Genomic DNA, 25,081 nt, shown 5'->3' on the forward strand with positions numbered 1-25,081 from the left:
TCAGGCGTCGAAGTCGAAGCGAGCCAGCAGCGCCTTGCGCTGACGGTCGCCCAGGCCACGGAGCCGCCGGGTAGGGGCGATCTCCAGCTCGGTCATGATCTCGGCAGCCTTGACCTTGCCCACCTTCGGCAGAGCCTCGAGCAGCGCAGAGACCTTCATCTTGCCGAGAATCTCATCGGATTCGGCGTCGGTGAGGACCTGCTTCAGGTTGGTACCGCCACGCTTCAGGCGCTCCTTGAGCTCCGCCCGAGCACGGCGAGCGGCAGCCGCCTTCTCCAAAGCAGCGGCGCGCTGCTCGTCAGTCAGCTGGGGAAGGGCCACGGTTCCTCCGTCTCATCGTTCATTGCTAGATCTACCGCCGGTTACCCGGACGGTCTGTGCGACCGTACCCACGACGCCCGCCGATTGCGAACCCGACCCCCAGGTCAGGGCCGGATTACGCATGCCGTATGGGGCGCGCGGGCCCGATGCGGTGACCGGCGATTCTTCCGCCCCGATCGTACCGCCGAATTCAGAAAATACACCCCCACCTGCGGTTATACCGATTTGGGCGATGTTAGCCATTCGGTTGCGCCCGTGGCGGTAACCGGCCCCGCAAACCCGCTGGCGCGCGACCAGCGGGTTTCCGGAAAATCCCCGCGTGTCGCAGGATTTCGTACAGCGTGTCGTCAAGATCGGGAACGGAAACGATCCAGAACCGCGCCGGTGGCGGTCGCGGCGACCTCGTCGATCCACGCCGGAATCGGCGCCGCGCGGGCGATGTAGTCACGCACCAGGCCGTACGGAATCGCCTTCACCGCGGCCTCCGCGACGGCGGTGGTCTCGGTGTCGGCGGTGCCGAATTCGGTGACCACCGCGGCCAGCAGGGCGGCGTTCATGGCGTCGTTGACCGTGGCGATCTCGTGCCGCAACTCGTCGGGACCGACCGCGAGCAGTTCGTCGCGATGGAACATCTTCATCGCCCTGGCCTCGGTCGGGTGCTCGCGGCAGTACCGGGGCAGGTAGGTCGCCGCGGCCAGCAGCGGCGACGGCCCGGCGAGCGCGTCGAGCAGGCCCTCGTGGAAGCGCCGGATCGAGCGCAGCCAGAGCCGGGCGAGCAGTTCGTCACGTGAGGCGAATCGCACATAGATCGACCCCGTGTGCACGCCGGCGGCCTTGCCGATCGCGGTGATGGCGGGCCGGGTGATCGCCGGATCGACCAGCAGGTCACGTGCCGCGTCGAGCACCTGGTCGTCGGTGAAGAGACGGGGTCTTGCCACCGGCTCAGCCTAGTGGCACAGTTTATGAATATGAATTCAAGAACTAGATTTCCGCTGGCCGGAGCCTCGTTGGTGTTCATCGCGACCGTGCATACGATCATGGGTGTCGTCCTGCTCGCGGCCGGTGATCAGGACACCGAGCTGTCGTTCTGGTTCACCCTGTTCGGTGTCGTCGGCATCGGGCTCGGCCTGGCCATGATCGAGCTGGAGCGCGCTCGCGGTGTCGTTCCGGGGCCGGTCCTTCTCGCCCTCGCCGTGACGACCGTCGCCGGACTGGTGTACATGCCGCTGTCGGGGTTCCTCACCATGCTGGTGCCGCTCGGCGTCGGCGCGCTGGGCTGGTGGCGCGGCCGGGCTCCCGCCGCGGCGCAGGCCTGACCGCGACGACGACCGGCTAGGCGTCGACCGCACCCGCGCGCAAGTGCTGCAGGATCGCGAGAACGCGCCGGTTGTGCGCTTCGCCCGCGGGGAGGTCCAGCTTGGTGAAGATCGCGTTGATGTGCTTCTCGACGGCGCTGCGGGTGACGAACAGCTGCTGACAGATCGCGGCATTGCTCAGGCCCTGCGCCATGAGCTCGAGCACCGCGCGCTCACGCTCGGTCAGCCGGTGTAGCGGCGCATCAGCGCGATTGCGCAGCAGCAACTGACGCACCACCTCCGGATCGAAGGCGGTGCCGCCCGCGCCGACCCGCTCGACCGCGTCCAGGAACGCGCCGATCGCGGCGACCCGGTCCTTGAGCAGGTAGCCGATGCCGCCGGTGCCGGTCAGGAATTCCGCGGCGTGCCTGCGCTCGACGTACTGCGAGAGCACCAGGACCGCGATCCCCGGCTGGTCCCGGCGGATCTCCAGTGCCGCTCTGATGCCCTCGTCGACGTGATCGGGAGGCATCCGGACATCGGCGATGACCAGGTCGGGCGGCCGGACCCGCACGGCGGCGAGCAGCTCGGTCGAGGTGCCGACGGAGTCCACGATCTCGTGGCCCTCGGCGGTCAGCAGCTGGGCCAGGCTCTCGCGCAGGAGCGCGGAATCCTCGGCCAGGGTTATTCGCACGGAACCTCCACGGTGATGGTCGTCGGGCCGCCCGGCGGGCTGTCCACCCTCATCGTGCCGTCCATCGCGGTGACCCGGGTGGCCATCCCCGCGAGCCCGTGGCCGGTGGGGTCGGCGCCACCGATGCCGTCGTCGCGCACCCGCAGGCGCACGACCGGCCCGTCGCGCTCGACGCCGACCGCGACGGCCGCGGCCCCGGAGTGTTTGATGGCGTTGGTGATCGCCTCGCTGGTGGCGAAGTAGCAGGCCGATTCGACCCGGTGCGGGGCACGCTCGGTGAGCGCGTAGTCGAGCCGGGTCGGCAGCGGGGTCCGATCGACCAGGGCCTCGAGCGCGGCGTGGAGTCCGTCGCGGGCGAGCATCGCCGGGTAGATGCGCCACGACACCTCGCGCAATTCGTCGAGGATGTGGCCGGTCTCGGTGATCGCGCGCCGCTGCAGCTCGGCCCTGGCGGCGCCGTCGGATTCGCGCTCCACCCGCCCGAGCAGGATGGACAGGGCGACGACGCGCTGCTGCACGCCGTCGTGCAGGTCGCGTTCGATGCGGCGGCGCTCGTCGTCGATGATGTCGACCACCTCGGCCCGGGTCGTGGTCAGCTGCGCCACTCGCTGGGCCAGCTCGCCCGAGCCCGGCCGCACGCTGCGCCGTAGCGCCCACGCCTCGGCCCGCACCACTCCGACCAGCCCCTGCACCCCGAGAAAGCACAGCACCGCGCCGGGCAGCACGACCACCGCCACCGTCGTCCAGGTGATCTGCCCCGGTGCGGTGGCGTCGACGATCGGCACCGCGGCGCCGGTGCTCGCCCCGTACACCAGGGCCGCCGCGACCACGACGCCCGCAGCACACAGCGCGAGCACCACCGCCCCGACCGACCCGATCACCGCGCGGACCGCCAGGTATCCGGCTGCCCGCGCACCCCGGGGAGCGGCGTTCGCGCGAACCCCGAGCAGGCGCGTCACCCGCCACCGCTCGACCGCCACGATCCGGTCGGTGACGGGCATCGCGACCGGCGCGGCCAGCACACCGAGCAGGTCGAGCGGCGCGGTGACGACGCCGAGCAGATACCCCGCGACCGCCGCGGCACCGCGCGATGATCGCGCCGGAGAAGAACCCATCACCCGATCCTCCCGTGTCCTAGCCACATCGACGACCGCCGCGCGGTCACAGCACCGTACGGGGCGAACGGCGAGGACATGACAGTCTCGACCCGCCGCCTGGCGGAGTACCGATCCCGGCGCTCCGACATGGGCGGTGCGATAGCCGTCGTCATCGGACGTCGATCCGGGCGCGTCGGTGACGAAGGCGGCCGACCAGGAACCACGTCGTGGCCACGAGCACCGCGGCGATCACCAGTTTCTGCAGCACACCGGCGTAGGTCTCCACGACGTGCCAATTCTCTCCGAGAAAGTACCCCGCGAACACGAAGACCGCGTTCCACAGCAGACTGCCCGCGGTGGTCAGCACGGTGAAGCGCCCCATCGGCATCCGCTCGACCCCGGCCGGGATCGAGATCAGGCTGCGGAAGATCGGGATCATCCGGCCGAAGAACACCGCCTTGTCGCCGTGGCGGGCGAACCAGTCCTCGGTGCGGTCCAGGTCGGACAGGCGCACCAGGGGCAGCCGGTCGACGATGCGGCGCAGCCGGTCGCGGCCCAGGGCGGCACCGAGGCCGTAGAGGGCCAGCGCCCCGAGGACCGAACCGAGCGTCGTCCACAGCAGCACCTCGGCGAGGCCGAACCGGCCGCGGCTCGCCGTGAACCCCGCCAGCGGCAGGATCACCTCGCTGGGCAGCGGTGGGAAGAGGTTCTCGAGTGCGATGGCGATGCCGGCGCCGAGTCCGCCGAGCTGTTCCATCAACTGGACCGCCCATCCCGCGATCCCGGTGAGTTCGGTCGAAGTGCCTGTCGTTTGCATGCTTTCGACGCTAGGAACCCGGCGCTCGGCGATCAGTAGCGCCAACCATCCGGTCGGCGGGGTGCGACCGCAGTCGAGAGGTGGGGTTTTCCGCACCTAGGTCGCGGGGCCTGCACCCTCGTTGGCGGCACGGAGCGCGCCTAGCGTCGAACCCTATGCGACAGAAACTGTTTCGTGCCTCTGTGGTCGTTCTGGGCACCGTGCTGACGGCCGTGCTGGTGGCCGCCACCGTCCTCGTGACGGCGCGTTGGCGGGTGGTCGGGGACACGGTCGAGGCCGCGGCGCGGTGGACCGATACCGACGTCGTGCTTCGGATCTCCGAGGGGGAACGGCAGCGGGAGTGGCAGTACGGCGGCACCGGGCAGTCCGCGCCCGACCCGCACAGCAGGTTCCGGATCGGCAGCATCACCAAGACCTTCGTCGCCACCGTGGTGCTGCAACTGGTCGACGAAGGCAAGGTCGACCTGGATGGTTCGATCGCAGCACAGCTACCCGACCCGATTCCCGACGGGGACCGGATCACGGTGCGGCAGTTGATGAATCACACCAGCGGGCTCTACGACTACATGAAGGAGCCCGGCATGTCGACGAACCGGTGGCGCGGCGACGATCGATTTCGCAGTCACGCGCCCCGCGATCTGCTCGCCACCGCGGTGCGCCACGACCCGTATTTCGCGCCGGGCGCCCGCTTCCGGTACTCGAACACCAACTACATCGCGCTCGGCCTGCTCATCGAGCACGTGACAGGCCACCGCTACGGCGACGAGATCCGCAACCGCGTTCTCACTCCCCTGCGGTTGACCGCCACCACCGTGCCCGGCGACGACCCCCGCCTCCCCGCACCCGCCCTCACCGCACATCGCGACATCGACGGCGCGGGCCGCGTGGACGTGACCGAGATGAACCCGTCGCTGGACTGGGCCGCGGGCGAAATGATCTCCACCACCGCCGATCTCGACGCGTTCTTCGCCGCCTTGCTGAGCGGGCGGCTGATCAGCCCCGCCTCGCTGGACCGGATGCGCGAGACCGTCCCGATGGGCATGGGCTTCCACTACGGTCTGGGCCTGCAGCGTTTCGCTCCGCCGTGTGGTGACGAGCTGTGGGGGCACGGCGGTGAGCTGCTCGGATACGTCTCGTACGCGTTCAGGTCGACTGATGGCCGCTCGCTGACGATGGTCCTCGGCTCGGCGGCGTCGTCGGACGCGTTGTCGCTGTTCGCGACGGTCACAGCGACCTACTGCCTCGCCTGACCGTGGGACGAGACCGGTGGAAACGACGAGGCCGGGGCAGCCTGTCGCCACCCCGGCCCATCGTTGTCGTCACGCCTGCAGGAAGGCGAACTCCTCTTGCAGCTGAGTCATCTTGTCGCACAGCGCCGTCACCGACGGGCCCGCGTTGAGAACTTCGCGCGACACATTGGGCACCACGGCCGCCAGGTTCGCCGCGGGGACCAGGGCGCGGATGGAGTCCGCTCCCCCGCCCTGCGCGCCGACACCGGGCATCAGGATCGGGCCGTTGAGGGCCGACAGGTCCGGCGCTTCGGTGAGCGTCGCGCCGACGACCACGCCGACGGAGCCGAAGCCGGGGCCCGCGTTACGCGCCGCCGCCTCGTCGACCATGGTCTGGGCGATCGTGCGGCCGTCCGCGGCGGTGATCCGCTGCAGCTGCGCCCCTTCGGGATTCGACGTCGCCGCGAGCACGAACACGCCGCGGTGGTTGGCGTGCGCCAGGCTCAGCGCCGGGTCCAGGGACCCGAAACCGAGATACGGCGAGACCGTCACGGCGTCGGAGCCCAGCGGGCCGTCACCGAGCCAGGCGTGCGCGTAGGCATCCATGGTGGAGCCGATGTCGCCCCGCTTGGCGTCGGCCAGCACCAGGGTGCCCGAGGCGCGCAGCACCTCGATGGTGCGCTCGAGCACCGCGAGACCGCCGGAACCGTAGGTCTCGAAGAACGCGACCTGCGGCTTGACCAGGGCGACGCGGCCGTCGAAGGCTTCGACGCAGATCTCGGCGAACGCCTCGAGCCCGTCGACGTCTTCGGTGAGCCCCCACGCCCGGAGCAGGCCGGGGTGGGGGTCGATGCCGACGCAGAGCGGGCCGAATTCCCGCATCGCGTGCTGCAACCGGTAACCGAAGCTGTGCATGTCAGCCCCGCAGCACCGAGTGCAGCTGCTGCAGCGAGCGCACGCCGATGCCGCCGTTGATGCTCGCCTCGATGCCCTGCACCGCCGCCGCCGCGCCCTGCACGGTGGTGATGCACGGGATGTTCGCGCCCACCGCGGCGGTGCGGATCTCGTAGCCGTCCACACGGGGGCCCGAGTTGCCGTAGGGGGTGTTGAACACGATGTCGATCTCGCCGTCGCGGATCTGCTCGACGATCGAGGCCTCCGGCATCCCGGTGGCCGGATCGGTGGCTTCCGGGTCGGAGTGCTTGCGCACCTGCTCGCACGGAATGCCGTTGCGGCGCAGCGTTTCCGCGGTGCCCTCGGTGGCGAGGATGCGGAAGCCCAGGTCGTGCAGGCGCTTGATCGGGAACACCATGGCGCGCTTGTCGCGGTTGGCGACGGAGACGAACACGGTGCCCTCGGTCGGCAGCGAGCCGTAGGCGGCGGCCTGGCTCTTGGCGAAGGCGGTACCGAAGTCGGCGTCGATGCCCATGACCTCGCCGGTGGACTTCATCTCCGGGGAGAGCAGCGAGTCCACGCCGGAACCGTCGGCGCGACGGAACCGGTGGAACGGCAGCACGGCCTCCTTCACCGCGACCGGCGCGTCCAGCGGCACGTGGCCGCCGTCGCCCTCGGGCGGCAGCATGCCTTCCTTGCGCAGGTCCGCGATGGAGGCGCCGAGCATGACGCGCGCGCAGGCCTTGGCCAGCGGCACCGCGGTCGCCTTGGAGACGAACGGCACCGTGCGGCTCGCGCGCGGGTTGGCCTCGAGCACGTAGAGGATGTCGTCCTTGAGGGCGTACTGCACGTTGAGCAGGCCCTTCACGCCGATGCCCTTGGCCAGCGCGATGGTGGAGCGGCGCACGGCCTCGATGTCGCTGCGGCCCAGGGTGATCGGGGGTAGCGCGCAGGCGGAGTCACCGGAGTGGATTCCGGCTTCCTCGATGTGCTCCATGACGCCGCCGAGGTAGACCTCCTCGCCGTCGCACAGGGCGTCGACGTCGATCTCGATGGCGTCTTCCAGGAAGCGGTCGACCAGCACCGGGTGCTCGGGGTTGAGCTCGGTGGCGCGGGAGATGTAGCCCTCGAGCGAGGTCTCGTCGTAGACGATCTCCATGCCGCGACCGCCCAGCACGTAGGACGGGCGCACCAGCACCGGGTAGCCGATCTCGGTGGCGATCTTCTTGGCCTGCTCGACCGTGGTGGCGGTGCCGTATTTGGGCGCGGGCAGGCCGGCGGCGACGAGCACGTCACCGAACTCGCCGCGGTCCTCGGCCAGGTCGATCGCGGCCGCGGAGGTACCGACGACCGGCACGCCGGCGTCGGTGAGCCGCTGCGCCAGGCTCAGCGGGGTCTGGCCGCCGAGCTGCACGATCACACCGGCGACGGTGCCCGACTCGGTTTCGGCGTGGTACACCTCGAGGACGTCCTCGAAGGTCAACGGCTCGAAGTAGAGGCGATCGGCGGTGTCGTAGTCGGTGGAGACGGTCTCGGGGTTGCAGTTGACCATGACGGTCTCGTAGCCCGCGGCCGAGAGGGTCTGGGCGGCGTGCACGCACGAGTAGTCGAACTCGATGCCCTGACCGATGCGGTTGGGGCCCGAGCCCAGGATGATCACCTTGTCGCGCTCACGCTGCGGCGCGACCTCGGACTCCGCGCCGGGATCCAGCTCGTAGGAGCTGTAGTGGTACGGCGTCTTGGCCTCGAACTCGGCGGCACAGGTGTCGACGGTCTTGTAGACCGGCCGCACGCCCAGACGGTGGCGCAGCGAGCGCACGCCCGACTCGCCCGCGAGCTCGGGCCGCAGGGCGGCGAGCTGGCGGTCGGACAGGCCGTAGTGCTTGGCGCGGCGCAGCAGGTCCTCGTCCAGGACCGGCGCGTCGAGCACTTCCTGGCGCAGCGCGACCAGGCCGGCGACCTCGGCCACGAACCACGGGTCCACGCCGGAGGCCAGCGCGGTCTCCTCAATGCTCGCGCCGTAGCGCAGGGCCCGCTCGACCTGGTAGATCCGGCCTTCGGTGGGCACGCGCAGGTCGGCGAGGATGGCCTCGATGGCTTCGCGCACCGACGCCGGATCGCTGGGGTCCTGCGGCGCCCACTGCCCGTCCTCGAGGGTCCAGAAGCTGGCGGCCTTGGTCTCGAGCGAGCGCAGCACCTTGCCGAGCGCCTCGGAGAAGTTGCGGCCCATCGACATCGCCTCGCCCACCGACTTCATGGTGGTGGTCAGCGTGGCGTCGGCGCCGGGGAACTTCTCGAACGCGAACCGCGGCGCCTTCACGACGACGTAGTCCAGGGTCGGCTCGAAGCAGGCCGGGGTCTCGCCGGTGATGTCGTTGACGATCTCGTCGAGGGTGTAGCCGATGGCCAGCTTGGCGGCGATCTTGGCGATCGGGAAGCCGGTGGCCTTCGACGCCAGCGCCGAGGAGCGCGAGACGCGCGGGTTCATCTCGATGACGATCAGGCGACCGTCCTTCGGGTCGACCGCGAACTGGATGTTGCAGCCGCCGGTGTCGACGCCGACCTCACGCAGGATGGCGATGCCGAGATCGCGCATCTTCTGGTACTCGCGGTCGGTGAGCGTCATGGCCGGGGCGACGGTGACCGAGTCACCGGTGTGCACGCCCATCGGGTCGACGTTCTCGATCGAGCAGACGATGACCACGTTGTCGCGGCCGTCGCGCATGAGCTCGAGCTCGAATTCCTTCCAGCCGAGGATGGACTCCTCGATCAGGACGTTCGCGGTCGGCGAGGCGGCCAGGCCGCCACCGGCGATGCGGTCGAGGTCCTCGTCGTTGTAGGCCATGCCCGAACCGAGGCCACCCATGGTGAACGACGGGCGCACGACGACCGGGAAACCGAGTTCGGCGACGGTCTCGCGGACCTCGTCCATGGTGTAACAGACCCGGCTGCGGGCGCTTTCGCCGCCGACCTTGGCGACGATGTCCTTGAACTTCTGCCGGTCCTCACCGCGCTGGATGGCGTCGAAGTCGGCGCCGATCAGCTCGACGTTGTACTTCTCCAGCACCCCGCGCTCGTGCAGCGCGACCGCGGTGTTGAGGGCGGTCTGGCCGCCCAGGGTGGCGAGAATGGCGTCGGGACGCTCCTTCTCGATGACCTTCTCGACGAATTCGGGGGTGATCGGCTCCACGTAGGTGGAGTCGGCGAATTCGGGGTCGGTCATGATGGTCGCCGGGTTGGAGTTCACCAGCGATACGCGCAGTCCTTCGGACCGCAGCACCCGGCACGCCTGGGTACCCGAGTAGTCGAATTCGCACGCCTGGCCGATCACGATCGGGCCAGAGCCGATCACCAGGATGTGCTTCAGATCCTCGCGGCGAGGCATCAGGCTCCTTCCATGAGACCGGCGAAACGGTCGAACAGGTATGCGGCGTCGTGCGGGCCTGCGGCGGCCTCGGGGTGGTACTGCACCGAGAAGGCGCGACCGTCGATCAGTCGCACACCCTCGACGGTGCCGTCGTTGGCGCAGATGTGGGAGACCTCGGCCTTGCCGAAGGGGGTGTCGAACACCTCGCCCTTCTCGCCCTCGAGGGCGAAGCCGTGGTTCTGCGCGGTGATGGAGATACGGCCGGTGCCCGCTTCGACCACCGGGATGTTGATGCCGCGGTGGCCGAACTTCATCTTGTAGGTGTCACGGCCCAGCGCCCGGCCCAGGATCTGGTTGCCGAAGCAGATGCCGAACAGCGGGATCCCGCGCTCGAGCACACCCTGGGTCAGCGCGATCGCGCCGGTCTGGGTGGCCGGGTCGCCGGGGCCGTTCGAGAGGAAGACACCGTGGGGGTTCAGCGCCAGGATGTCGTCGAGGGAGGTGCTCGACGGCACCACGTGCGTGCGCACGCCGCGCTCGGCGAACATGCGCGGGGTGTTGGTCTTGATGCCCAGGTCCACCGCGACGACGGTGAAGCGGTGGTCACCCACCGGCTCGATCGTGTACATGCCGTCGGTGCTGACCTCGTCGGCCAGATCCGCGCCGAGCATGGAGGGCTGCCCGTTGACCCGGGCCAGCAGCTCGTCGTCGGCGGCGAGGGCGGCACCGGAGAAGATGCCGGCCTTCATCGACCCGCGGGTGCGCAGGTGGCGCACGACCGCGCGGGTGTCGATGCCGGCGATGCCGACCACGTTCTGCTTGTCGAGCTGGTCCTGCAGCGTGCCGGTGGCGCGCCAGTTGGAGGAGATCGGCGAGGGGTCGCGCACGGCGTAGCCGGCGACCCAGATCTTGCCGGACTCGTCGTCCTCGTCGTTCCAGCCGGTATTGCCGATCTGCGGGGCGGTGGCCACCACGATCTGGCGGTCGTAGCTGGGGTCGGTCAGGGTCTCCTGGTAGCCGGTCATCGCGGTGCAGAACACCGCCTCGCCCAGGGTCTGACCCTCCGCGCCGAAGGCGGTACCGCGGAACACGCGGCCGTCCTCCAGCACGAGGGCTGCCTTAGTCTTCGTCATTCGTCGTCTCCCGTCCTCGCCCTGGTCACGTCCGCTGTCCATGCCGGGTACACCGTCTTGTCGTCGCCCCGGAATCCGGTATCGATCTCGGTTCCGGTCGGCAGTGTCCAGCGAATTACCAGCACACCATTCTCTGTCATCACTTTGCCCGCGTGTCCGCGTTCGGTGCGCACGGCCGCCACGGATTCCTGCGGAATCCAGATCGGCGTCGCCCCGTCGCGTTCGAGCAGGATTCCGCGTTCGAACCGCGTCAGTTCGGCGGTCGCCCGGAATCCCAGGTCACCGACCGCGATCCGGTCCTGCCAGCTGGGCGCGATGGTGCTGCCCAGGTAGAGGCCGGTGGTCGGTTCCAGTAGTTGCGCGCCGAGCTCGGCGGGCACCGTCGGCAGCTCGCCGATGCGCGCCTGCTGGCGCGCGGCCTTCTTCTGCCAGGCCCGGTACATCAGCCACAGGCACGCCAGGAAGAAGACCAGACACCCCAGTACCCACAGAATTCTTTCCACGTTCCTGGCCTCCTAGATCCCGGCCGCCTTGCCCTCGCGGGCAGTTACCCGGCCGCGCAGCACGGTGGCTGACACCTGGGCCGGGAACGTCATGTCCTCGAACGGGGTGTTGTTCGAGATGCTCGCCAGTTCGGCGCCGCGCACCGTCCACTCGGCGTCGGGGTCGATCAGCGTGAGGTTGGCCGGTTCACCGACGGCGATCGGGCGGCCGTGGTCGTCGAGGCCGACGATCGCGGCGGGCTTCTCGCTCATCACCCGCGCGACCCCGCGCCAGTCGAGCAGACCGGGCTGCACCATCGTCTGCACGATGATCGACAGCGCGGTCTCGAGCCCGAGCATGCCGGGGCGGGCGGCCGCGAACTCGCAGCACTTGTCCTGCTCGGCGTGCGGGGCGTGGTCGGTGGCGACACAGTCGATGACACCCTCGGCCAGCGCCTGGCGCAGGGCGGCGACGTCGGCGGACTCGCGCAGCGGCGGGTTCACCTTGTTGACCGCGTCGTAGGTCTCCAGGCGCGAGTCGTCGAGCAGCAGGTGATGCGGGGTGACCTCGGCGGTGATCGAGATGCCCTGGGACTTGGCCCATTTCACCAGTTCGACGGTGCCCGCCGTGGAGGCGTGGCAGATGTGCACGCGGGCGCCGGCATCGCGGGCCAGCAGCGCATCGCGCGCGACGATCGACTCCTCGGCGGCGCGCGGCCAGCCGGCCAGGCCGAGGCGCGCGGCGTTGGGGCCCTCGTGCGCGACGGCGCCCTCGGTCAGCCGCGGCTCCTCCGCGTGCTGGGCGATGAGCACGCCCAGCGAGTTCGCGTACTCCAGCGCGCGGCGCATGATCAGCGGGTCGTAGACGCAGTGACCGTCGTCGGAGAACATCCGCACCTGGCCGACACCCGCGGCCATGGTCCCCATCTCGGCGAGCTGCTTGCCCTCGAGCCCGACGGTGACCGCGCCGACCGGGAACACGTCGACCAGGCCGACCTCCTGGCCGCGCCGCCACACGTGATCGGTGATGACGTGCGAGTCGGCGACCGGGCTGGTGTTGGCCATCGCGAAGACCGCGGTGTAGCCACCCAGCGCGGCTGCGGCCGAACCGGTTTCGATCGTCTCGGTGTCTTCGCGGCCGGGCTCGCGCAGGTGGGTGTGCAGGTCGACGAAGCCGGGCAGCAGGATCTGGCCCTCGCCGTCGATCACCTCCGCGCCCGCCGGAGCCTCGATGCCCGTGCCGATCTCGGCGATGACGGCGTCGCGCACCAGCACGTCGACCGGCTCGCCCTCGCCATAGGGCCGGACGTTCTTGATCAGCAGCTCACTCACGCCACTTCCTCCTGGGTGCCGACGAGCAGCCGGAACAACACGGCCATTCGCATGTGCACTCCGTTCGTCACCTGTTGCAGGACCGCCGCTTTCGGCGAGTCGGCGACCGCCGAGGCGATCTCCATGCCGCGCAGCATCGGACCGGGGTGCAGCACCACCGCGTCGTCGCCGAGCAGGCCGAGCCTGCGCTCGGACAGTCCGTAGTTGATCGAGTACTCGCGGGCCGACGGGAAGAAGCCGCCGTTCATCCGCTCGGCCTGCACCCGCAGCATCATGACCGCGTCGGCGCCGGGCAGTTCGGCGTCGAGTGAGGTGGCGACCCGGCACGGCCAGGACTCCACGCCGACCGGCAGCAGGGTGCGCGGGGCGACCAGCACGACTTCGGCGCCGAGGGTGTTCAGCAGCACCACATTCGAGCGGGCAACCCGGCTGTGCAGGATGTCGCCGACCAGCACGATCCGCTTGCCCTCGATGTCGCCGAGGCGCTGGCGCAGGGTCAGCGCGTCGAGCAGCGCCTGGGTGGGGTGCTGGTGGGTGCCGTCACCGGCGTTGATGATCGAGGGCGCGACGCGGTTCTCCTCGCGCGCCCACTGCTCCATCCAGCGCGCGATCTGGTGCGCGGCACCGGAGGCCGGGTGCCGCACGATCAGCGCGTCGGCGCCCGCCGCGTGCAGGGTGAGCGCGGTGTCGCGCAGCGATTCGCCCTTGGAGACCGAGGAGCTGGACGCGCTCACGTTGATCACGTCGGCGCTCATCCACTTGCCCGCGACCTCGAACGACACCCGGGTGCGGGTCGAGTTCTCGTAGAACACCGTCATCACGGTGCGCCCGCGCAGCGTCGGGAGCTTCTTCACCTCGCGGCCGAGCAGGGCCTGTTCGAAGCGCTCGGCTTCGTCGAGGAGTTCGGTGGCGGTGCCCCGATCGAGGTCGGCGACCGTCAGCAGATGCTTCACGCCGCCACCTCGCCGGCGCTCGGCTCCGACGTGAACCATCGGATGGCTGTGTTCACTGTTCGGTCGCTGCGCGCCCTCATGCCTGCGCCTCCTGGTGCAGATACACACCGTCGTGTCCGTCGTGTTCGGTCAGCAGGACCGAGATGTCCTCGGCGCGCGAGGTCGGCACGTTCTTGCCCACGTAGTCGGCACGGATCGGCAGTTCGCGGTGGCCGCGGTCGATCAGCACCGCGAGCTGGACCGCGCGGGGGCGGCCGAGGTCGCGCAGGCCGTCGAGGGCCGAGCGGACGGTGCGACCGGAGAACAGCACGTCGTCGACGAGGACGACGAGGGCGTTCTCGATGCCGCCGTCGGGCACCGAGGTCCGCTCGAGCGGACGGTGCGGACGGCTGCGCAGGTCGTCGCGGTAGAGGGTGATGTCGAGCGAGCCCAGCGCGGGCCGCACGCCGGAGAATTCCTCGATCTTGGCGGCGAGCCGGTTGGCCAGCGTGGTGCCGCGAGTCGGGATGCCCATGAGAACCACCCGCGGTGCGTCGGCGTCGCCGGAATCCAGGGCGGTCTTCTCGATGATCTGATGCGCGATGCGCGCGACGGTCCGGTTCACGTCCGATGGCGACAACAGCTCGCGGCCGGCTGCCACCCACTCGGGAGTGTGCCGCTGCGATGTTTCGCCCGCGCCGGTTTTGGCCGCCCGTTCGGGCACAGCCATGCCGACCTCCTTCCCCGCCTCACCGGACGGTCCGTTAAAGGATGCCTTACTCGCGCTCCACCCTATCAGCGTCCCGACCGGCCTTTGACCAGGTAGGCCCACCTGTGAGCGCGGCCACGAAGCCCCACACCGCCCCGGGATGTGCGTCACCGATCACACCCGAACCGAAACCTGTGTGAGCGCTGCGGTTTCACCTCCCGGCCCGGCCGCTCGGCCGCGAGCGCACGTGACGGTATTCACGAGTCGACCGATGCGACATCGCCGTCCACTTCCCGCCGCTGAATCAGGAGGTCGGCATGAGCACGGAGCCCACCATCACGATCCACGAGGTCGACAACTCTACGACGCGGGGCTGAACTGCTCGCCGACCGTGGCGCCGGGTCACGGCCGGAGAGCGGGGTCAGGCGTGGCCGCCCGCAGGGCCTGCGCGAACCAGGTGAACACCGGGGTCGGGTCCGGTTGTTCGGGCCAGCCGTTGACGATGGCGAGCAACCGCCGATAACGGTGCACGCGTGGATCATCCGCGACCTCGCGGATCCATCGGCGCAGCGCCGGGTCGTCGGGGCGTTCGAACGTGCTCGCGTAGCGGGCGGTGAGCGCGTCGAGCACCCGCGCCGCCGCCGCGCTGCCGGGAACCACACCCGCGGCGACGGCCGCAGCGACCTCCGCCCGCGCCACCTCGGTCAGCTCGTGGTGCAGACCGGTGGTGTCGCCCGCGGCGCGCTCCCTGGCCCGATACTCGGCCATCTCCCGGACCGCGTCACGGAAGTCGTTGTCGTGCAACAGCTCCGCGAGTTCCATCCATCTCCGGAGTGGTGGGTTCCCGGGTGGCCACCGCGCGCAGCACCGCTCGACGCACCCACAATGCCCGGACCTCGACATCGAGCGCGTCGGCGTGGGTCGCCGCGACCTCGGTCATCGAGGCCTCGGGGTGAGCGCCCGGGGTCGGGCTGCTCGTCGGCGCGTCGTGGCGTCGGTGCGCCCGGTAGCCATCGCGGCCGGAAACCTCAGCACCGGTTCGTTTCTCGTGCTCACCGTGGCGATCGGTCCCGGTGCGCTCGCCACGCTGGTGGTCGCCGCGCTGGTATTCGGCTTCACGGGGTGAGGTGCGTCGAGCGGATCACGACGGGCCGCGCGCACCGAGCCCGCCGCATTGTCCGGGTAACCGCCGGATCATCACTGTGACAGCTCGTTCGGCGCCGGACTAGTCCCAGGTGGCGGTCTCCGGATCGACGCCGTGCGCGCTGGCATTGGCGTCGATGATCGCGCTCAGCCAGCTGGTCAGGCCGGGCTCGATGGCGTCGTAGAACGCCGTGTACTCCGCGTCGCCGACGTAGCGGCGCCCGAGACAGACGTGCATCGCGTGCGTGCAGTCGAAGTAGACGGCGATCGACGCGCGATGCCGTTCGGCCAGCGTGTCGGCCCGGGAACTGCCGGGCGCGACGCCCGCGCGGAGGGCGTCGGCCAGGTCGGCGTGCAGGGCGGCGGTGTCCTCGGCGATGCGCTGCCAGTCCTGCGCCGACCGGTCCGCCACGCGCTCGGCGTACTGGGTCCACTGCGGAGTATCACCCCACCGCTCGCGGGCCTGCGCCACCCAGGCGGGCTGCCAGTCCCCGCCGAAGATCGCGACCTGGTCCTGCGGGCTGAGCCGGATGCCCGACTCCCTGGCCTCGATCATCCGGTCCATCGCCTCGGTCGTGCGCCGCAACCGGCGCAATCTGGCGTGCAGCGCGTCGCGTTGCTTGCGCAGGGTGGCCAGGGCGTCGGCGGCCGGCGCGTCCAGCAACGCGCCGATCTCGTCCAACGGCACCCCCAGCTCGCGGTAGACGACCACCCGCTGGGCGCGGACCAGGTCGGCCGCGGTGTAGAGGCGATAGCCGGCGCCGGTGCGGCCGGACGGGTGCACCAGCCCGACCGCGTCCCAGTGGTGCAGTGTGCGCGTCGTGACGCCGAGCAGTTCCGCGGCGACGCCGACGGTGAGCGGTTCGGACACGGCCTCCAGTGTGCCGTGTCCGGCGCTCGTCACTGCTCAGGCGCCTCGATGCCGATCGACCGAAGGTGCGCGGCCGCCGGGCTGTCCGGGTCCCACGGCTGGGCGGCCGTCATGATGACGCGAAGATTCTCCGGGGTGCGGACCTCCACTTCGACGGAGTTCCAGGGCATGAGCCGGGGCCCGGTCGTGCAGCCGGGCAGCACCGCCTCGCACGCGGCGACGATCCCGTCGATCTCCCCGAGGACACACGAGAAACTCACGGTCGTGGTGGGCGCGTCGGCCGGACGTTCCCCCGGCACCAGCAGGACGTCCTGAAATGCCCAGCGGCGCAGATGGGTCAGCTGCTCCGGCACCGAGAAAAGGTCGAAGAACCCGAGCCCACGGACCCAGAAGTCGACCGACGCGGCGAGATCCGCGGTCGGCACGATGACGAACATCGGCATGCCGTAGATACCGCGGAACGGTTCGGGCGCAACAGCATCCGGGCCGGGAACGGGGACCGGGCTGATCTCGAAAGCGGGGAATGATGTGTTCATACGGGCATGGTCGACCCTGACGCTACGTCAGGGTCAAATGCGATCGATCACGCACGGCGAGTCGCCGCAACGGCTGTCGCGGTCGTTTCCTCGCGAAGATCTCCTGCCGGGAGGGCTACAGCGGAGCGGGTGGTTCCGGGACGGGCCGGCGGGTGGGTAGGGCGCTGACCGTCAGCGCCAGCATGACCAGGGCGATGCCGGTCAGTTCGAGGGCGGTCGGGCGCTGGGCCAGCGCGATGGCGCCGACCACGGCGGCGGTGGCGGGGAGCAGGGCGAGCAGCAGGGCGAAGCGGGCGCGGCCGACCGCGGTCAGGACGACCTGGTCCAGGGCGTACGGGACCGCGCTGGACAGCACGCCGACGCCGAGCCCGAGCAGCCAGGTGCGGGGATCGGCGAAGACGGACGCGTCGATCGCGAGCTGCGGAATCAGGACGAACGGCGCGAGCAGGACCGCGGCGGCCGCCATGCCGACGGCGAGCGAGTCCAGGCCGTCGCCCGCGTCGGCGACCCGCTTACCGACCAGGATGTAGCCGGCCCACAGCACCGCCGAGGCGACCGCGAACGCCACCCCGACCGGCTCGACGTCGAACTGCACCCCGGCCAGCAACAGCACCCCGACGGTGACCAGCACGACCGCGAGCACATCCCTGGCCCGGCGCGAGCCGAGCGTGGCCACGGCCACCGGGCCGAGGAATTCGATGGCGACGGCGGTACCGAGCGGAATCCGCGCGATCGCCTCGTAGAACACGATGTTCATCGACACCGTGACGACGCCGAAGCCCGCCGCCACGGCGATGCCCCGCCGGGTCCACCGGCCGCGCCACGGTCGCCGCCAGGCCAGCAACGCCACCGCGGCCGCGGCCGCGCGCAACCATGCCACGGTCGCCGGTTCGGTGGTGTCGAACAGGAACACGCCCAGGGCCGCGCCGAGATACTGCGAGGTCGCGCCGACGACGAACACCAGTGGCACCGACCAGCCGGGCAGCAGGGCGCGGGTCGGCCGCTCGGTCGTCGAGATCGCATCCACTCCAGGAGTAATCCACAGCCGACCGCGGATTTCAACGCGGAACCGCGACGTGACCGACCCCACTGTCACACCGGGGCGGGCGGCGGCGTCTCATGAGGAAGACCGGCACCGACAGACAGGACCACCCATGAGCGACGGAACCGACGCCGCCACCGCGGCCTTCGTGACGCACCGCAACCTGCTCTTCACGGTCGCCTACGAGATCCTCGGCTCGGCCGCCGACGCCGAGGACGTACTGCAGGAAACCTGGTTGCGCTGGGCCGATGTCGACCAGGCCGAGATCCGCGACCCGCGCGCGTATCTCGTCCGGATCACCACCCGGCAGTCACTGACCCGGCTGCGCACCCTGGGCAGGCGCAAGGAGACCTACGTCGGGCCGTGGCTGCCCGAACCGCTGCTCACCGTGCCGGATGTCGCCGAGGACGTCGAACTGGCCGACAGCGTCTCGATGGCGATGATGCTGGTACTCGAGACGCTCGCGCCGATAGAACGGGCCGTCTTCGTCCTGCGCGAGGTCTTCGACCTGGCCTACGACGAGATCGCCGCCGCGGTGGACAAGAGCCCGGCCGCGGTGCGCCAGATCGCGCACCGGGCCAGGGCCCACGTGGCCGCGCGCAGGCCACGCGGCACGGTGTCCTCGGCGCAGAGCCGCGACGCGCTCGCGGCGTTCGCGCGGGCGGTCGAGACCGGCGACCTGCAGGGACTGCTCGATCTGCTCGCACCGGAGGTGGTGCTGCTCGCCGACGGCGGCGGCGTGGTCAAGGCGGTCGTGCGGCCGATCACGGGGGCCGACAAGGTCGCGCGGCTGATGGCGGGCGGCCTGCCCCGATTCCCCGGTGTGGTGTCGACGGAGCCGACCCGGATCAACGGCGCGCCCGCCCTGATCCTGCGGCTCGACGGCAAGCTCGACAGCATCGTCACCGTCCGGCTCGACGACGGGGCCATCACCGGCCTCTACGTGGTCCGCAATCCCGAGAAGTTGTCGCGGATCCAGCAGCCGACCACCGTCGCCCGCTGATCCGCGACGGCCTCGTCAGGGCAGGCCGACCCAGGTGTCGAGCGCGGCGCGCAGTGCGGGCGTCGCGGTGTCGGCGGACTCGTCGAGGCCCGCGGCCCAGGCGACGTAGGCGTCGGGCCGCAGCAGCAGCGCGTCGGCGGGCCGGTCCTCGGCCTCGGCCGTGACGATCACGATCCGCGGCTCGCGTGCCAGGGCGAGTTCGCGCAGCTCCGCGCGGTCGGCGAGGTCGAGGAAGACCGGGCGCGCGGCGTGCATCAGTTCGGCGACGCTGGTCGTGCCCTGTTCGGTGAGCAGCGTGAGGTCGGGCGCGAAGGCGCCCGCCAGCGGGTGCGGGTCGGTGCCGGGAACCGGGTAGCGGACGTCGTTGGCGGAGATCATGCCCGCCAGCCTGCGCAGCGCGGGCTCGTCGGCGAACAGTTCCCCGAAGACCGCGCGCAGGGCGTCGGCGGCCTCGTCCTGGCCGCGGCGCAGCGCGGCCTGAGCGCGGGTCTGCTGCAGCGCCCGGCCCGCCGCGACGTGCCGTTCGTCGTGGTAGGTGTCGAGCAGACCGGCCGGGGCGGTGCCCCGCACGGTGGCGGCGAGCTTCCAGGCCAGGTTGACCGAGTCGAGCATGCCGACGTTGAGCGCCGTGCCGGTGGCGGGCAGCAGGTGCGCGGCATCGCCGGCCAGCAGGACCCGGCCGGACCGGTAGCGCTGCGCCCGGCGGGCCTGGAATTGGTAGCGCGACAACCGGACCGGCGCACCCAGCGGCAACTCGGCGCCGAGGACCCGCTGGGCGCTGGCACCGATTTCGGCCGGCGTCAGCGGATCGTCGTTGTCGTATTCGGTGAACTCTTCCTCGGTGGTCTGGAAGAACATCACCCGCTCGTCGGCCTGCACCGGACCGATCGCGAAGACGCCACGCTCGGTGCGGGTGAAGCCGGGAGCGATCGGGCCGAAGCCGGGCACATCGATGCCGCCGTCGTCGAGCACGGCGACCGAGTCCGGCAGCGCGACCACACCGAGCCGATTGATCTCGGGAAAGGTATTGCCGGGGAACGGGATCGCGGCCAGTTCCCGGATTCGGCTGCGACCGCCGTCGCAGCCGACGACGTATTGCGCCCGCACCCGGTACGGCCGTCCGGCCCTGAGACCTCGACAGTCACCGTGTCGTCGTCCTGGTCGAGCGCGATCACCTCGTGCCCGCGGCGGATCTCGGCGCCGAGCTCGGCGGCCCACTCGGCGAGCAGTTGCTCGACCCGCGCCTGCGGAATCCCCATCGCGTCCATCGGCCCGTCCGCCAGCGGGGTGAAGTCGACGTGCATGCCGCCGAACGGGAAGATCGGCGCCGGGATCGGGCTGCCGACGGCGGCGAAGCGGTCCAGCAGGCCCCGGTAGCGCAGCATGTCCAGAATCCGGCCACCGAGGCCGCTGGCCTTGTGCGCGGTGCCCGGCTCCGCGCGCCGCTCCAGCACCACGGGGCGCACCCCGGCCAGGGACAGTTCCCCGGCCAGCATCAGTCCGGCAGGTCCGGCGCCGACAACGATCACGTCGGTCTTCATTTCACGCACTTGCGTCACTCCCACTGTCGCCGGTCCGAACGTCGAGGAGCGATTCTGCAGGACGACCGGGGTCTTGCCACAAGCCCCCGGGTCGGCTATACCTTGGAAGGGGCGCGGAACGTTTCCCGCTCGCCCACTCCGGCTTTCGCCGAATTCCCCCGCCGCTACGGCTCATCGAGCATGCGGAGATAGGCGTCGAGCTGGGCCGCCCCGGCGAGCAGGTGCCGGCTGCGCGCGGTGAGCCGATCCTGCCAATCCTCGAGAAACACGCTCAACGCATCGGTCCCGCCCGCCGCCCGCAGTGTTTCCACGAACTGCGCGACCTGGGGCAGCCGATATCCGCCACGCCGCAGCTGGCGAGCGATCTCGGCGTCACGCGCACCCTCTGCTCCGTAGTGGCGATAGCCCGTGCCCGGGTCGCGGGCGGGGCGCAGGATGCCCGCGGTTTCCCAGGTGCGCAACGTCGCCGGGTGCACGCCGATGCGGCGCGCGAGCTCGCCGACGGTCAACGCTCGACCGGCGAGCGGGGCGGGCGCGGTGGTCGACAGACTCCCCAGCGCGGTGGCGACCTCCGTGCGGGTGGCGCGCTCGTCGAGCAACGCGACGTGCGCGACATCGAGGAGCCGATACGCGGATTCGCGGTCACCGCGGTGGACGGCCCGCAGGATCGCGGTCGCCTGCTGATGCCCGTGTCCCCCGCGCAAGGCGAGAAAGGCCCGCAGCGCCTGCGCGTGCCGGGGCGTGTATCGCCGGTATCCGGACTCGCTGCGGTCGGCCGGCGGGAGGATGCCCGCCTCGTCGTAGTTGCGGATCGCCTGTGCGGACAATCCGTGTTCCCGGGCCAGATCGATCGGCCGCAAGTCGTGCCTCCTTTGAGACTTTTCTCGACTCTTACCAGCACATTTTCGAGAAAGTTTCACTCGATTCTTCAACGATACTGTCGAAGGCAGTGCCCTTCCGACAAAGGAGAGTTCATGCCTATCGCCACCACGCCGCGCGACCTCGGCCGCCAGCTCGACGACTCCGCGAGCCTGGGCCGCGCCATCGACGACCTGCTCGCCACCCGCGCCGCAGCGCCGGTCCTGCTCGCCCTCGGCGAACCCACCCACGGAATCGCGGCATTTCCGTTGCTGCGCAACGAACTCCTGGCGCAGCTGGCCGAGCGGGGGTTCCGGTCGATCGCGCTGGAGTCCGACGTCTTCGCCGCACCGATCGTCGACGACTACATCAACGGAGCGACGACCGATATCGAGACGGTCCTGGCGACCGGATTCAGCCACCGGTTCGGTGGCGTGCCCGGCAATCGCGAACTCGTCGAATGGCTGCGCGCGTACAACGCGGGCCGCGCTCCCGCGGACCGCATTCGCTTCCACGGCTTCGACGCGCCGCTCGACCAGACCGACGTGCCCAGCCCGCGCCACGCCCTGACCACAGCGGGCGAATACCTGTCCGAACCGCTGCGACCGGCATCGATGCGCGATCTCGAGACCCTGCTCGGCGCGGACGCCGACTGGTCGAACCCGGCGGCCGTGTACGACCCGGCCGTCTCGATCGGCGGCTCCGACCGCGCCCGCGCGCTGCGCCTGGTCGCCGACGACATCGCGAGCGCGCTGCGTCGCGCGGCACCGTCACTGCGGCCCGCCGACCCGGCCGGCTACGACCTCGCCCTCGCCTACGCGCGCACCGCCCTCGGCCTGCTGCGCTATCACGCGGCCATGGCCACACCCGGCCCCGATCGCATCGCGACCCTGCTCAGCGTGCGCGCCGAGATGATGGCCGACAACCTGCTCGCGATCGTCGCCGAAGAGCAGCGACGCGGACCGACGCTGGTCTTCGCGCACAACGTGCACCTGCAACGCGCCGGGTCCACCATGACCATGGGTGGCGACGACGCGCACTGGTGCGGCGCGGGCGCGCTCGTCGCGCTCACCCTCGGCGAGCGGTACGCGTTCGTGGCGACGGACGCGAACCCGAACAGCGAACCGGGCACCCTCCAAGGCGAGCTGGCCGCGGCCACCACCCGCCGCGCGCTGTTCCCCGCGCCCGCCCTGCGCGCGGCGCTCCCGGTCTCGATCCGCGCGGGCGAGCCGATCGTGCCCGGTCACCTGCCGTTCGAGCCGGCCAGGCTCGAGGGTGCCGACGCGATCGTCTTCGTCGCCGATACCGATGGCACGCGGTACGAATACTGGCGCTGACCGAACATGTGTTCGAACACGCGCTAGACTGTCGCCATGTCGCTCCCCCTGCAAGGTTCACTGTTCGACGGTGATGCGGTTGCTCTGGGTTCGATCGAGACGATCCGGCGCACGCACCTCGACGCGACGGCCTGGGTGGATGTCCTGCCCGGCTGGCTGAGCGGCGCGAGCGTGGTATTCGACCGGCTGGCGGAGCGGGTGCCGTGGCACGCCGAGCGCAGGCCCATGTACGACCGGGTCGTCGACGTGCCACGCCTCGTGTCGTTCTTCGGCGAGCACGATCCACTCCCCGACCGGATCCTCGTCGCCGCCCGCAACGCGCTGACCAGCCATTACGCGGCCGAACTCGGCGAACCCTTCCGCACCGCGGGCCTGTGCTTCTACCGCGACGGCCGCGACAGCGTGGCCTGGCACGGCGACACGATCGGGCGCGGCGCCACCGACGACACCATGGTCGCGATCGTCTCGGTCGGCGCGCCACGCGCCCTGCTGCTGCGTCCGCGCGGCGGCGGGGCCAGCGTGCGGTTCACCGCCGGACACGGCGATCTGCTGGTGATGGGTGGCGCCTGCCAGCGCACCTGGGAGCACGCGGTGCCCAAGACCGCACGACCGGTCGGACCGCGCATCAGCATCCAGTTCCGCCCGCGCAACGTGCGGTGACGGCTTCGCCGGTTACGTCGCGCTCAGCACCGAGCGCACGAGTTCCCGCACCCCCGCGCGCAATCGGTCGACCTCACCGGCCCTGGCCAGCTGCTGCGCGAGTTCCCCACCGAGGGTCGACAGCAGCAGCGCGCCGACCGTCTCGGCGTCGATCTCCGGGCGCACCTCGCGCAGCAGCGTGGTGATGTGTTCGGCCCAGAAGGCGTGGAATTCCGCGCTGCGGGGGTGCGGCGGCATCGCCTTGTAGGCGGCGATCAGTTCGATGTCGTCGGTGACCATGCTCGTCATCGCGTCGAAGAAGGCCAGTAGCCGGTCGGTCGCCGGAGCGCCGGGACCCAGCGGCGGCGGTCCGCCCGTCACCGCCGCCATCAGCGCGATCGCCCCCTCGGCCACCAGCTCGTACAGCAACCCCGCCCGGCTGCCGAAGCGGTGGAAGATGGTCCCCTTGCCGACGCCCGCGGCGGCGGCGACCCGATCCATCGTCACCCCCGCCGCACCGTGTTCGGCCAGCAGCGCGGCGGTGGCGTCGAGGATCGCTCGACGGTTGCGCGCGGCGTCGGCGCGTTCGGTGGGGCGTGGGCCTGTCATCGCATCGCTTCCTCGGCGTCCGCCGATCCGTTGACAAGTTGACCGACGGTCCATATCGTTCGGATATCTGGACCGGCAGTCAACTTATGGAGTTCTGATGCAGGCAATCGTAATGACCGAGACCGGCGCACCCGAGGTGCTGGTTCCGCGCGCGGTCGACGCACCGCGACCGGGCGACGGACAAGTCCTCGTCCGCGCCGAGGCGATCCCGGTGCTCTACCCGGAGACCAAGGTGCGGGCGGGCGCCTTCCCCTTCCCCGCCCCGCTGCCCGCGGTCTTCGGGTTCCAGGCGGCGGGCACCGTCACCGAACTCGGCGCCGGTGTGGATCCGGCGCTGCTCGGCGCCAGGGTCGTCGCCGCCACCAGCGGTTACGGCGCGTACGCCGAACTCGTGGTGGCCGAGGCGGATTCGCTGACCGTCATCCCTGACGGGCTGAGCACCGACCTCGCCGCCGCCACCCAGATGCCGGGCTCGGTCGCCCTGGCACTGGTCGCGACCGCGGCGCTGACACCGGGCGAGACGGTCCTGGTCGAAGCGGCCGCCACCGGGGTCGGCAGCGCACTGACCCAGCTGTGCGCGGCCCGCGGGGTGCGCGTGATCGCCACCGCGGGCGGCGCCGAGAAGGCCCGGCTGGCCCGCGAATACGGCGCCGCCGAGGTCATCGACCACACCGCGCCCGACTGGCCCGAGCAGCTCCGCACCGTCCTGGCCGCCGAGACCGTCGACGTCGTCTTCGACTCGATCGGCGGCGACTCCCTGACCCCCCTGCTCGAGCTGATCACCCCACGCACCGGCCGCATCCTCAGCTACGGCTGGCTCGCAGGCACCCCCGCCCAGCTCACCGCCGTCGACCTCATCCTGCGCGGCCTCACCCTCACCGGCTGCGCGGGCCCAGCCTGGCTCGCCGAGGTGGCCCGTCAGCGATCGGCCGCCCTCGACGCCGCCACACAGGGCCGGCTGACCATCGGCATCGACTCCGTCCTGCCGCTGACCAGCGCCGCCGATGCCCACCGCACACTCGAGGAGCGGACCGCGCTCGGCACGATCCTGCTGCGACCGTAATCCCGTCGGCCAGGGGCGATCAGCCACCGGCCGAGCCCGATTCGAGTCCGGGGATTCGGACTCCTGGGCGGGCGATGAGGAGGCGGCCGCGGCCGGAGGCCGGACGCTGGTCGTAGGATTCGGGGCATGGGGAGTCG

At 70.8% G+C, this 25,081-nt stretch carries 27 protein-coding genes and 1 pseudogene; 7 read left to right on the forward strand and 21 right to left on the reverse strand.

The genetic code is table 11. From position 1 onward, the window contains the following. Both mihF and NV348_RS02545 read right to left on the reverse strand, forming a co-directional pair. A complete protein-coding gene (mihF, locus tag NV348_RS02540) occupies positions 1-321 on the reverse strand; it encodes an integration host factor, actinobacterial type (RefSeq protein ID WP_043653536.1) in 321 nt (106 codons plus the stop codon). Positions 322-668: 347 nt separating this feature from the next. Next, a complete protein-coding gene (locus NV348_RS02545; RefSeq protein ID WP_447145506.1) occupies positions 669-1,259 on the reverse strand; it encodes a TetR/AcrR family transcriptional regulator in 591 nt (196 codons plus the stop codon). Between the two features lie 30 nt (positions 1,260-1,289). Between NV348_RS02545 and NV348_RS02550 the strand changes: the two genes are divergently transcribed. Next, positions 1,290-1,637, forward strand: coding sequence for a DUF6463 family protein (locus NV348_RS02550; RefSeq protein WP_447145507.1), 348 nt, complete (start codon positions 1,290-1,292; stop codon positions 1,635-1,637). Between the two features lie 16 nt (positions 1,638-1,653). On the opposite strand, the gene NV348_RS02555 is transcribed toward NV348_RS02550, so the two are convergent. The 3 genes from NV348_RS02555 to NV348_RS02565 form a co-directional block, all read right to left on the reverse strand. Next, entirely contained in the window at positions 1,654-2,310 is a 657-nt protein-coding gene (locus NV348_RS02555; protein WP_447145508.1) for a response regulator transcription factor, read from the reverse strand. Further along, entirely contained in the window at positions 2,301-3,425 is a 1,125-nt protein-coding gene (locus tag NV348_RS02560) for a sensor histidine kinase (RefSeq protein ID WP_447145509.1), read from the reverse strand. Before NV348_RS02560 ends, NV348_RS02555 begins: the two co-directional genes overlap by 10 nt. Before the next feature lie 151 nt (positions 3,426-3,576). Beyond that, positions 3,577-4,224 (reverse strand): DedA family protein, encoded by a 648-nt coding sequence (locus tag NV348_RS02565; protein WP_447145510.1) that lies wholly within the window; start codon positions 4,222-4,224, stop codon positions 3,577-3,579. Between the two features lie 155 nt (positions 4,225-4,379). Between NV348_RS02565 and NV348_RS02570 the strand changes: the two genes are divergently transcribed. Next, the gene (locus tag NV348_RS02570; protein ID WP_447145511.1) at positions 4,380-5,474 is read left to right on the forward strand and encodes a serine hydrolase domain-containing protein; all 1,095 of its coding nucleotides are present in this window, start codon (positions 4,380-4,382) and stop codon (positions 5,472-5,474) included. A gap of 69 nt (positions 5,475-5,543) precedes the next feature. Here the strand turns inward: NV348_RS02570 and pyrF are convergent, their stop codons facing one another. The 9 genes from pyrF to NV348_RS02615 all read right to left on the reverse strand — a co-directional run bounded on the left by pyrF (position 5,544) and on the right by NV348_RS02615 (position 15,242). After that, on the reverse strand, positions 5,544-6,368 hold the full coding sequence (pyrF, locus tag NV348_RS02575) for an orotidine-5'-phosphate decarboxylase (protein WP_447145512.1): 825 nt from the start codon (positions 6,366-6,368) through the stop codon (positions 5,544-5,546). A gap of 1 nt (position 6,369) precedes the next feature. Beyond that, positions 6,370-9,732 carry a carbamoyl-phosphate synthase large subunit gene (gene carB / locus NV348_RS02580; RefSeq protein WP_447145513.1) on the reverse strand — a complete coding sequence of 1,121 codons (3,363 nt, stop codon included), beginning with the start codon at positions 9,730-9,732 and terminating at the stop codon, positions 6,370-6,372. Next, the gene (carA, locus tag NV348_RS02585) at positions 9,732-10,847 is read right to left on the reverse strand and encodes a glutamine-hydrolyzing carbamoyl-phosphate synthase small subunit (RefSeq protein WP_447145514.1); all 1,116 of its coding nucleotides are present in this window, start codon (positions 10,845-10,847) and stop codon (positions 9,732-9,734) included. Before carA ends, carB begins: the two co-directional genes overlap by 1 nt. Next, a complete protein-coding gene (locus tag NV348_RS02590; RefSeq protein ID WP_447145515.1) occupies positions 10,844-11,350 on the reverse strand; it encodes a PH-like domain-containing protein in 507 nt (168 codons plus the stop codon). The genes carA and NV348_RS02590 overlap by 4 nt, the downstream gene beginning before the upstream one ends. 12 nt (positions 11,351-11,362) lie before the next feature. Continuing rightward, positions 11,363-12,661, reverse strand: a complete 1,299-nt coding sequence (locus NV348_RS02595) for a dihydroorotase (RefSeq protein WP_447145516.1) — start codon at positions 12,659-12,661, stop codon at positions 11,363-11,365. Continuing rightward, positions 12,658-13,614 carry an aspartate carbamoyltransferase catalytic subunit gene (locus NV348_RS02600; protein ID WP_447145517.1) on the reverse strand — a complete coding sequence of 319 codons (957 nt, stop codon included), beginning with the start codon at positions 13,612-13,614 and terminating at the stop codon, positions 12,658-12,660. The genes NV348_RS02595 and NV348_RS02600 overlap by 4 nt, the downstream gene beginning before the upstream one ends. Positions 13,615-13,690: 76 nt before the next feature. Then, entirely contained in the window at positions 13,691-14,323 is a 633-nt protein-coding gene (pyrR, locus tag NV348_RS02605) for a bifunctional pyr operon transcriptional regulator/uracil phosphoribosyltransferase PyrR (RefSeq protein ID WP_255588659.1), read from the reverse strand. 381 nt (positions 14,324-14,704) lie between these two features. Further along, positions 14,705-15,124: a hypothetical protein gene (locus tag NV348_RS02610; RefSeq protein ID WP_447145518.1), complete on the reverse strand. Its 420-nt coding sequence runs from the start codon at positions 15,122-15,124 to the stop codon at positions 14,705-14,707. After that, on the reverse strand, positions 15,084-15,242 hold the full coding sequence (locus NV348_RS02615) for a hypothetical protein (protein ID WP_447145519.1): 159 nt from the start codon (positions 15,240-15,242) through the stop codon (positions 15,084-15,086). The genes NV348_RS02610 and NV348_RS02615 overlap by 41 nt, the downstream gene beginning before the upstream one ends. Before the next feature lie 12 nt (positions 15,243-15,254). Here NV348_RS02615 and NV348_RS02620 point away from each other — a divergent pair, with 12 nt between their 5' ends. Continuing rightward, positions 15,255-15,428 (forward strand): hypothetical protein, encoded by a 174-nt coding sequence (locus NV348_RS02620; protein ID WP_447145520.1) that lies wholly within the window; start codon positions 15,255-15,257, stop codon positions 15,426-15,428. Between the two features lie 99 nt (positions 15,429-15,527). Here NV348_RS02620 and NV348_RS02625 read toward each other — a convergent pair whose 3' ends face one another. From NV348_RS02625 to NV348_RS02635, 3 genes are all read right to left on the reverse strand, one after another. Then, positions 15,528-16,316 (reverse strand): MerR family transcriptional regulator, encoded by a 789-nt coding sequence (locus NV348_RS02625; protein ID WP_447145521.1) that lies wholly within the window; start codon positions 16,314-16,316, stop codon positions 15,528-15,530. Positions 16,317-16,345: 29 nt separating this feature from the next. After that, entirely contained in the window at positions 16,346-16,852 is a 507-nt protein-coding gene (locus NV348_RS02630) for a VOC family protein (protein WP_447145522.1), read from the reverse strand. Between the two features lie 115 nt (positions 16,853-16,967). Further along, a complete protein-coding gene (locus tag NV348_RS02635; RefSeq protein WP_447145523.1) occupies positions 16,968-17,879 on the reverse strand; it encodes an EamA family transporter in 912 nt (303 codons plus the stop codon). Between the two features lie 127 nt (positions 17,880-18,006). On the opposite strand from NV348_RS02635, the gene NV348_RS02640 reads away from it, so the two are divergent. After that, a complete protein-coding gene (locus tag NV348_RS02640; protein WP_447145524.1) occupies positions 18,007-18,897 on the forward strand; it encodes an RNA polymerase sigma-70 factor in 891 nt (296 codons plus the stop codon). A gap of 15 nt (positions 18,898-18,912) precedes the next feature. On the opposite strand, the gene NV348_RS02645 is transcribed toward NV348_RS02640, so the two are convergent. From NV348_RS02645 to NV348_RS02655, 3 genes and pseudogenes are all read right to left on the reverse strand, one after another. Next, positions 18,913-19,275 (reverse strand): aromatic-ring hydroxylase C-terminal domain-containing protein, encoded by a 363-nt coding sequence (locus NV348_RS02645; RefSeq protein ID WP_447150910.1) that lies wholly within the window; start codon positions 19,273-19,275, stop codon positions 18,913-18,915. A gap of 171 nt (positions 19,276-19,446) precedes the next feature. After that, positions 19,447-20,438: pseudogene (locus NV348_RS02650) on the reverse strand (FAD-dependent monooxygenase); the annotation flags it as partial. 164 nt (positions 20,439-20,602) lie between these two features. Further along, positions 20,603-21,298, reverse strand: a complete 696-nt coding sequence (locus NV348_RS02655; RefSeq protein WP_447145525.1) for a MerR family transcriptional regulator — start codon at positions 21,296-21,298, stop codon at positions 20,603-20,605. Positions 21,299-21,412: 114 nt separating this feature from the next. Between NV348_RS02655 and NV348_RS02660 the strand changes: the two genes are divergently transcribed. Together NV348_RS02660 and NV348_RS02665 are read left to right on the forward strand one after the other, a co-directional pair. Then, positions 21,413-22,633 (forward strand): erythromycin esterase family protein, encoded by a 1,221-nt coding sequence (locus NV348_RS02660; RefSeq protein ID WP_447145526.1) that lies wholly within the window; start codon positions 21,413-21,415, stop codon positions 22,631-22,633. A 36-nt stretch (positions 22,634-22,669) separates the two neighbouring features. Beyond that, positions 22,670-23,293: an alpha-ketoglutarate-dependent dioxygenase AlkB gene (locus NV348_RS02665; protein WP_447145527.1), complete on the forward strand. Its 624-nt coding sequence runs from the start codon at positions 22,670-22,672 to the stop codon at positions 23,291-23,293. A gap of 12 nt (positions 23,294-23,305) precedes the next feature. Here the strand turns inward: NV348_RS02665 and NV348_RS02670 are convergent, their stop codons facing one another. After that, positions 23,306-23,881 (reverse strand): TetR/AcrR family transcriptional regulator, encoded by a 576-nt coding sequence (locus tag NV348_RS02670; protein ID WP_447145528.1) that lies wholly within the window; start codon positions 23,879-23,881, stop codon positions 23,306-23,308. Between the two features lie 97 nt (positions 23,882-23,978). Here NV348_RS02670 and NV348_RS02675 point away from each other — a divergent pair, with 97 nt between their 5' ends. Next, positions 23,979-24,944: a quinone oxidoreductase family protein gene (locus NV348_RS02675; RefSeq protein ID WP_447145529.1), complete on the forward strand. Its 966-nt coding sequence runs from the start codon at positions 23,979-23,981 to the stop codon at positions 24,942-24,944. Positions 24,945-25,081 lie beyond the last annotated feature (137 nt).

This window comes from Nocardia fodinahabitans, assembly GCF_052983615.1.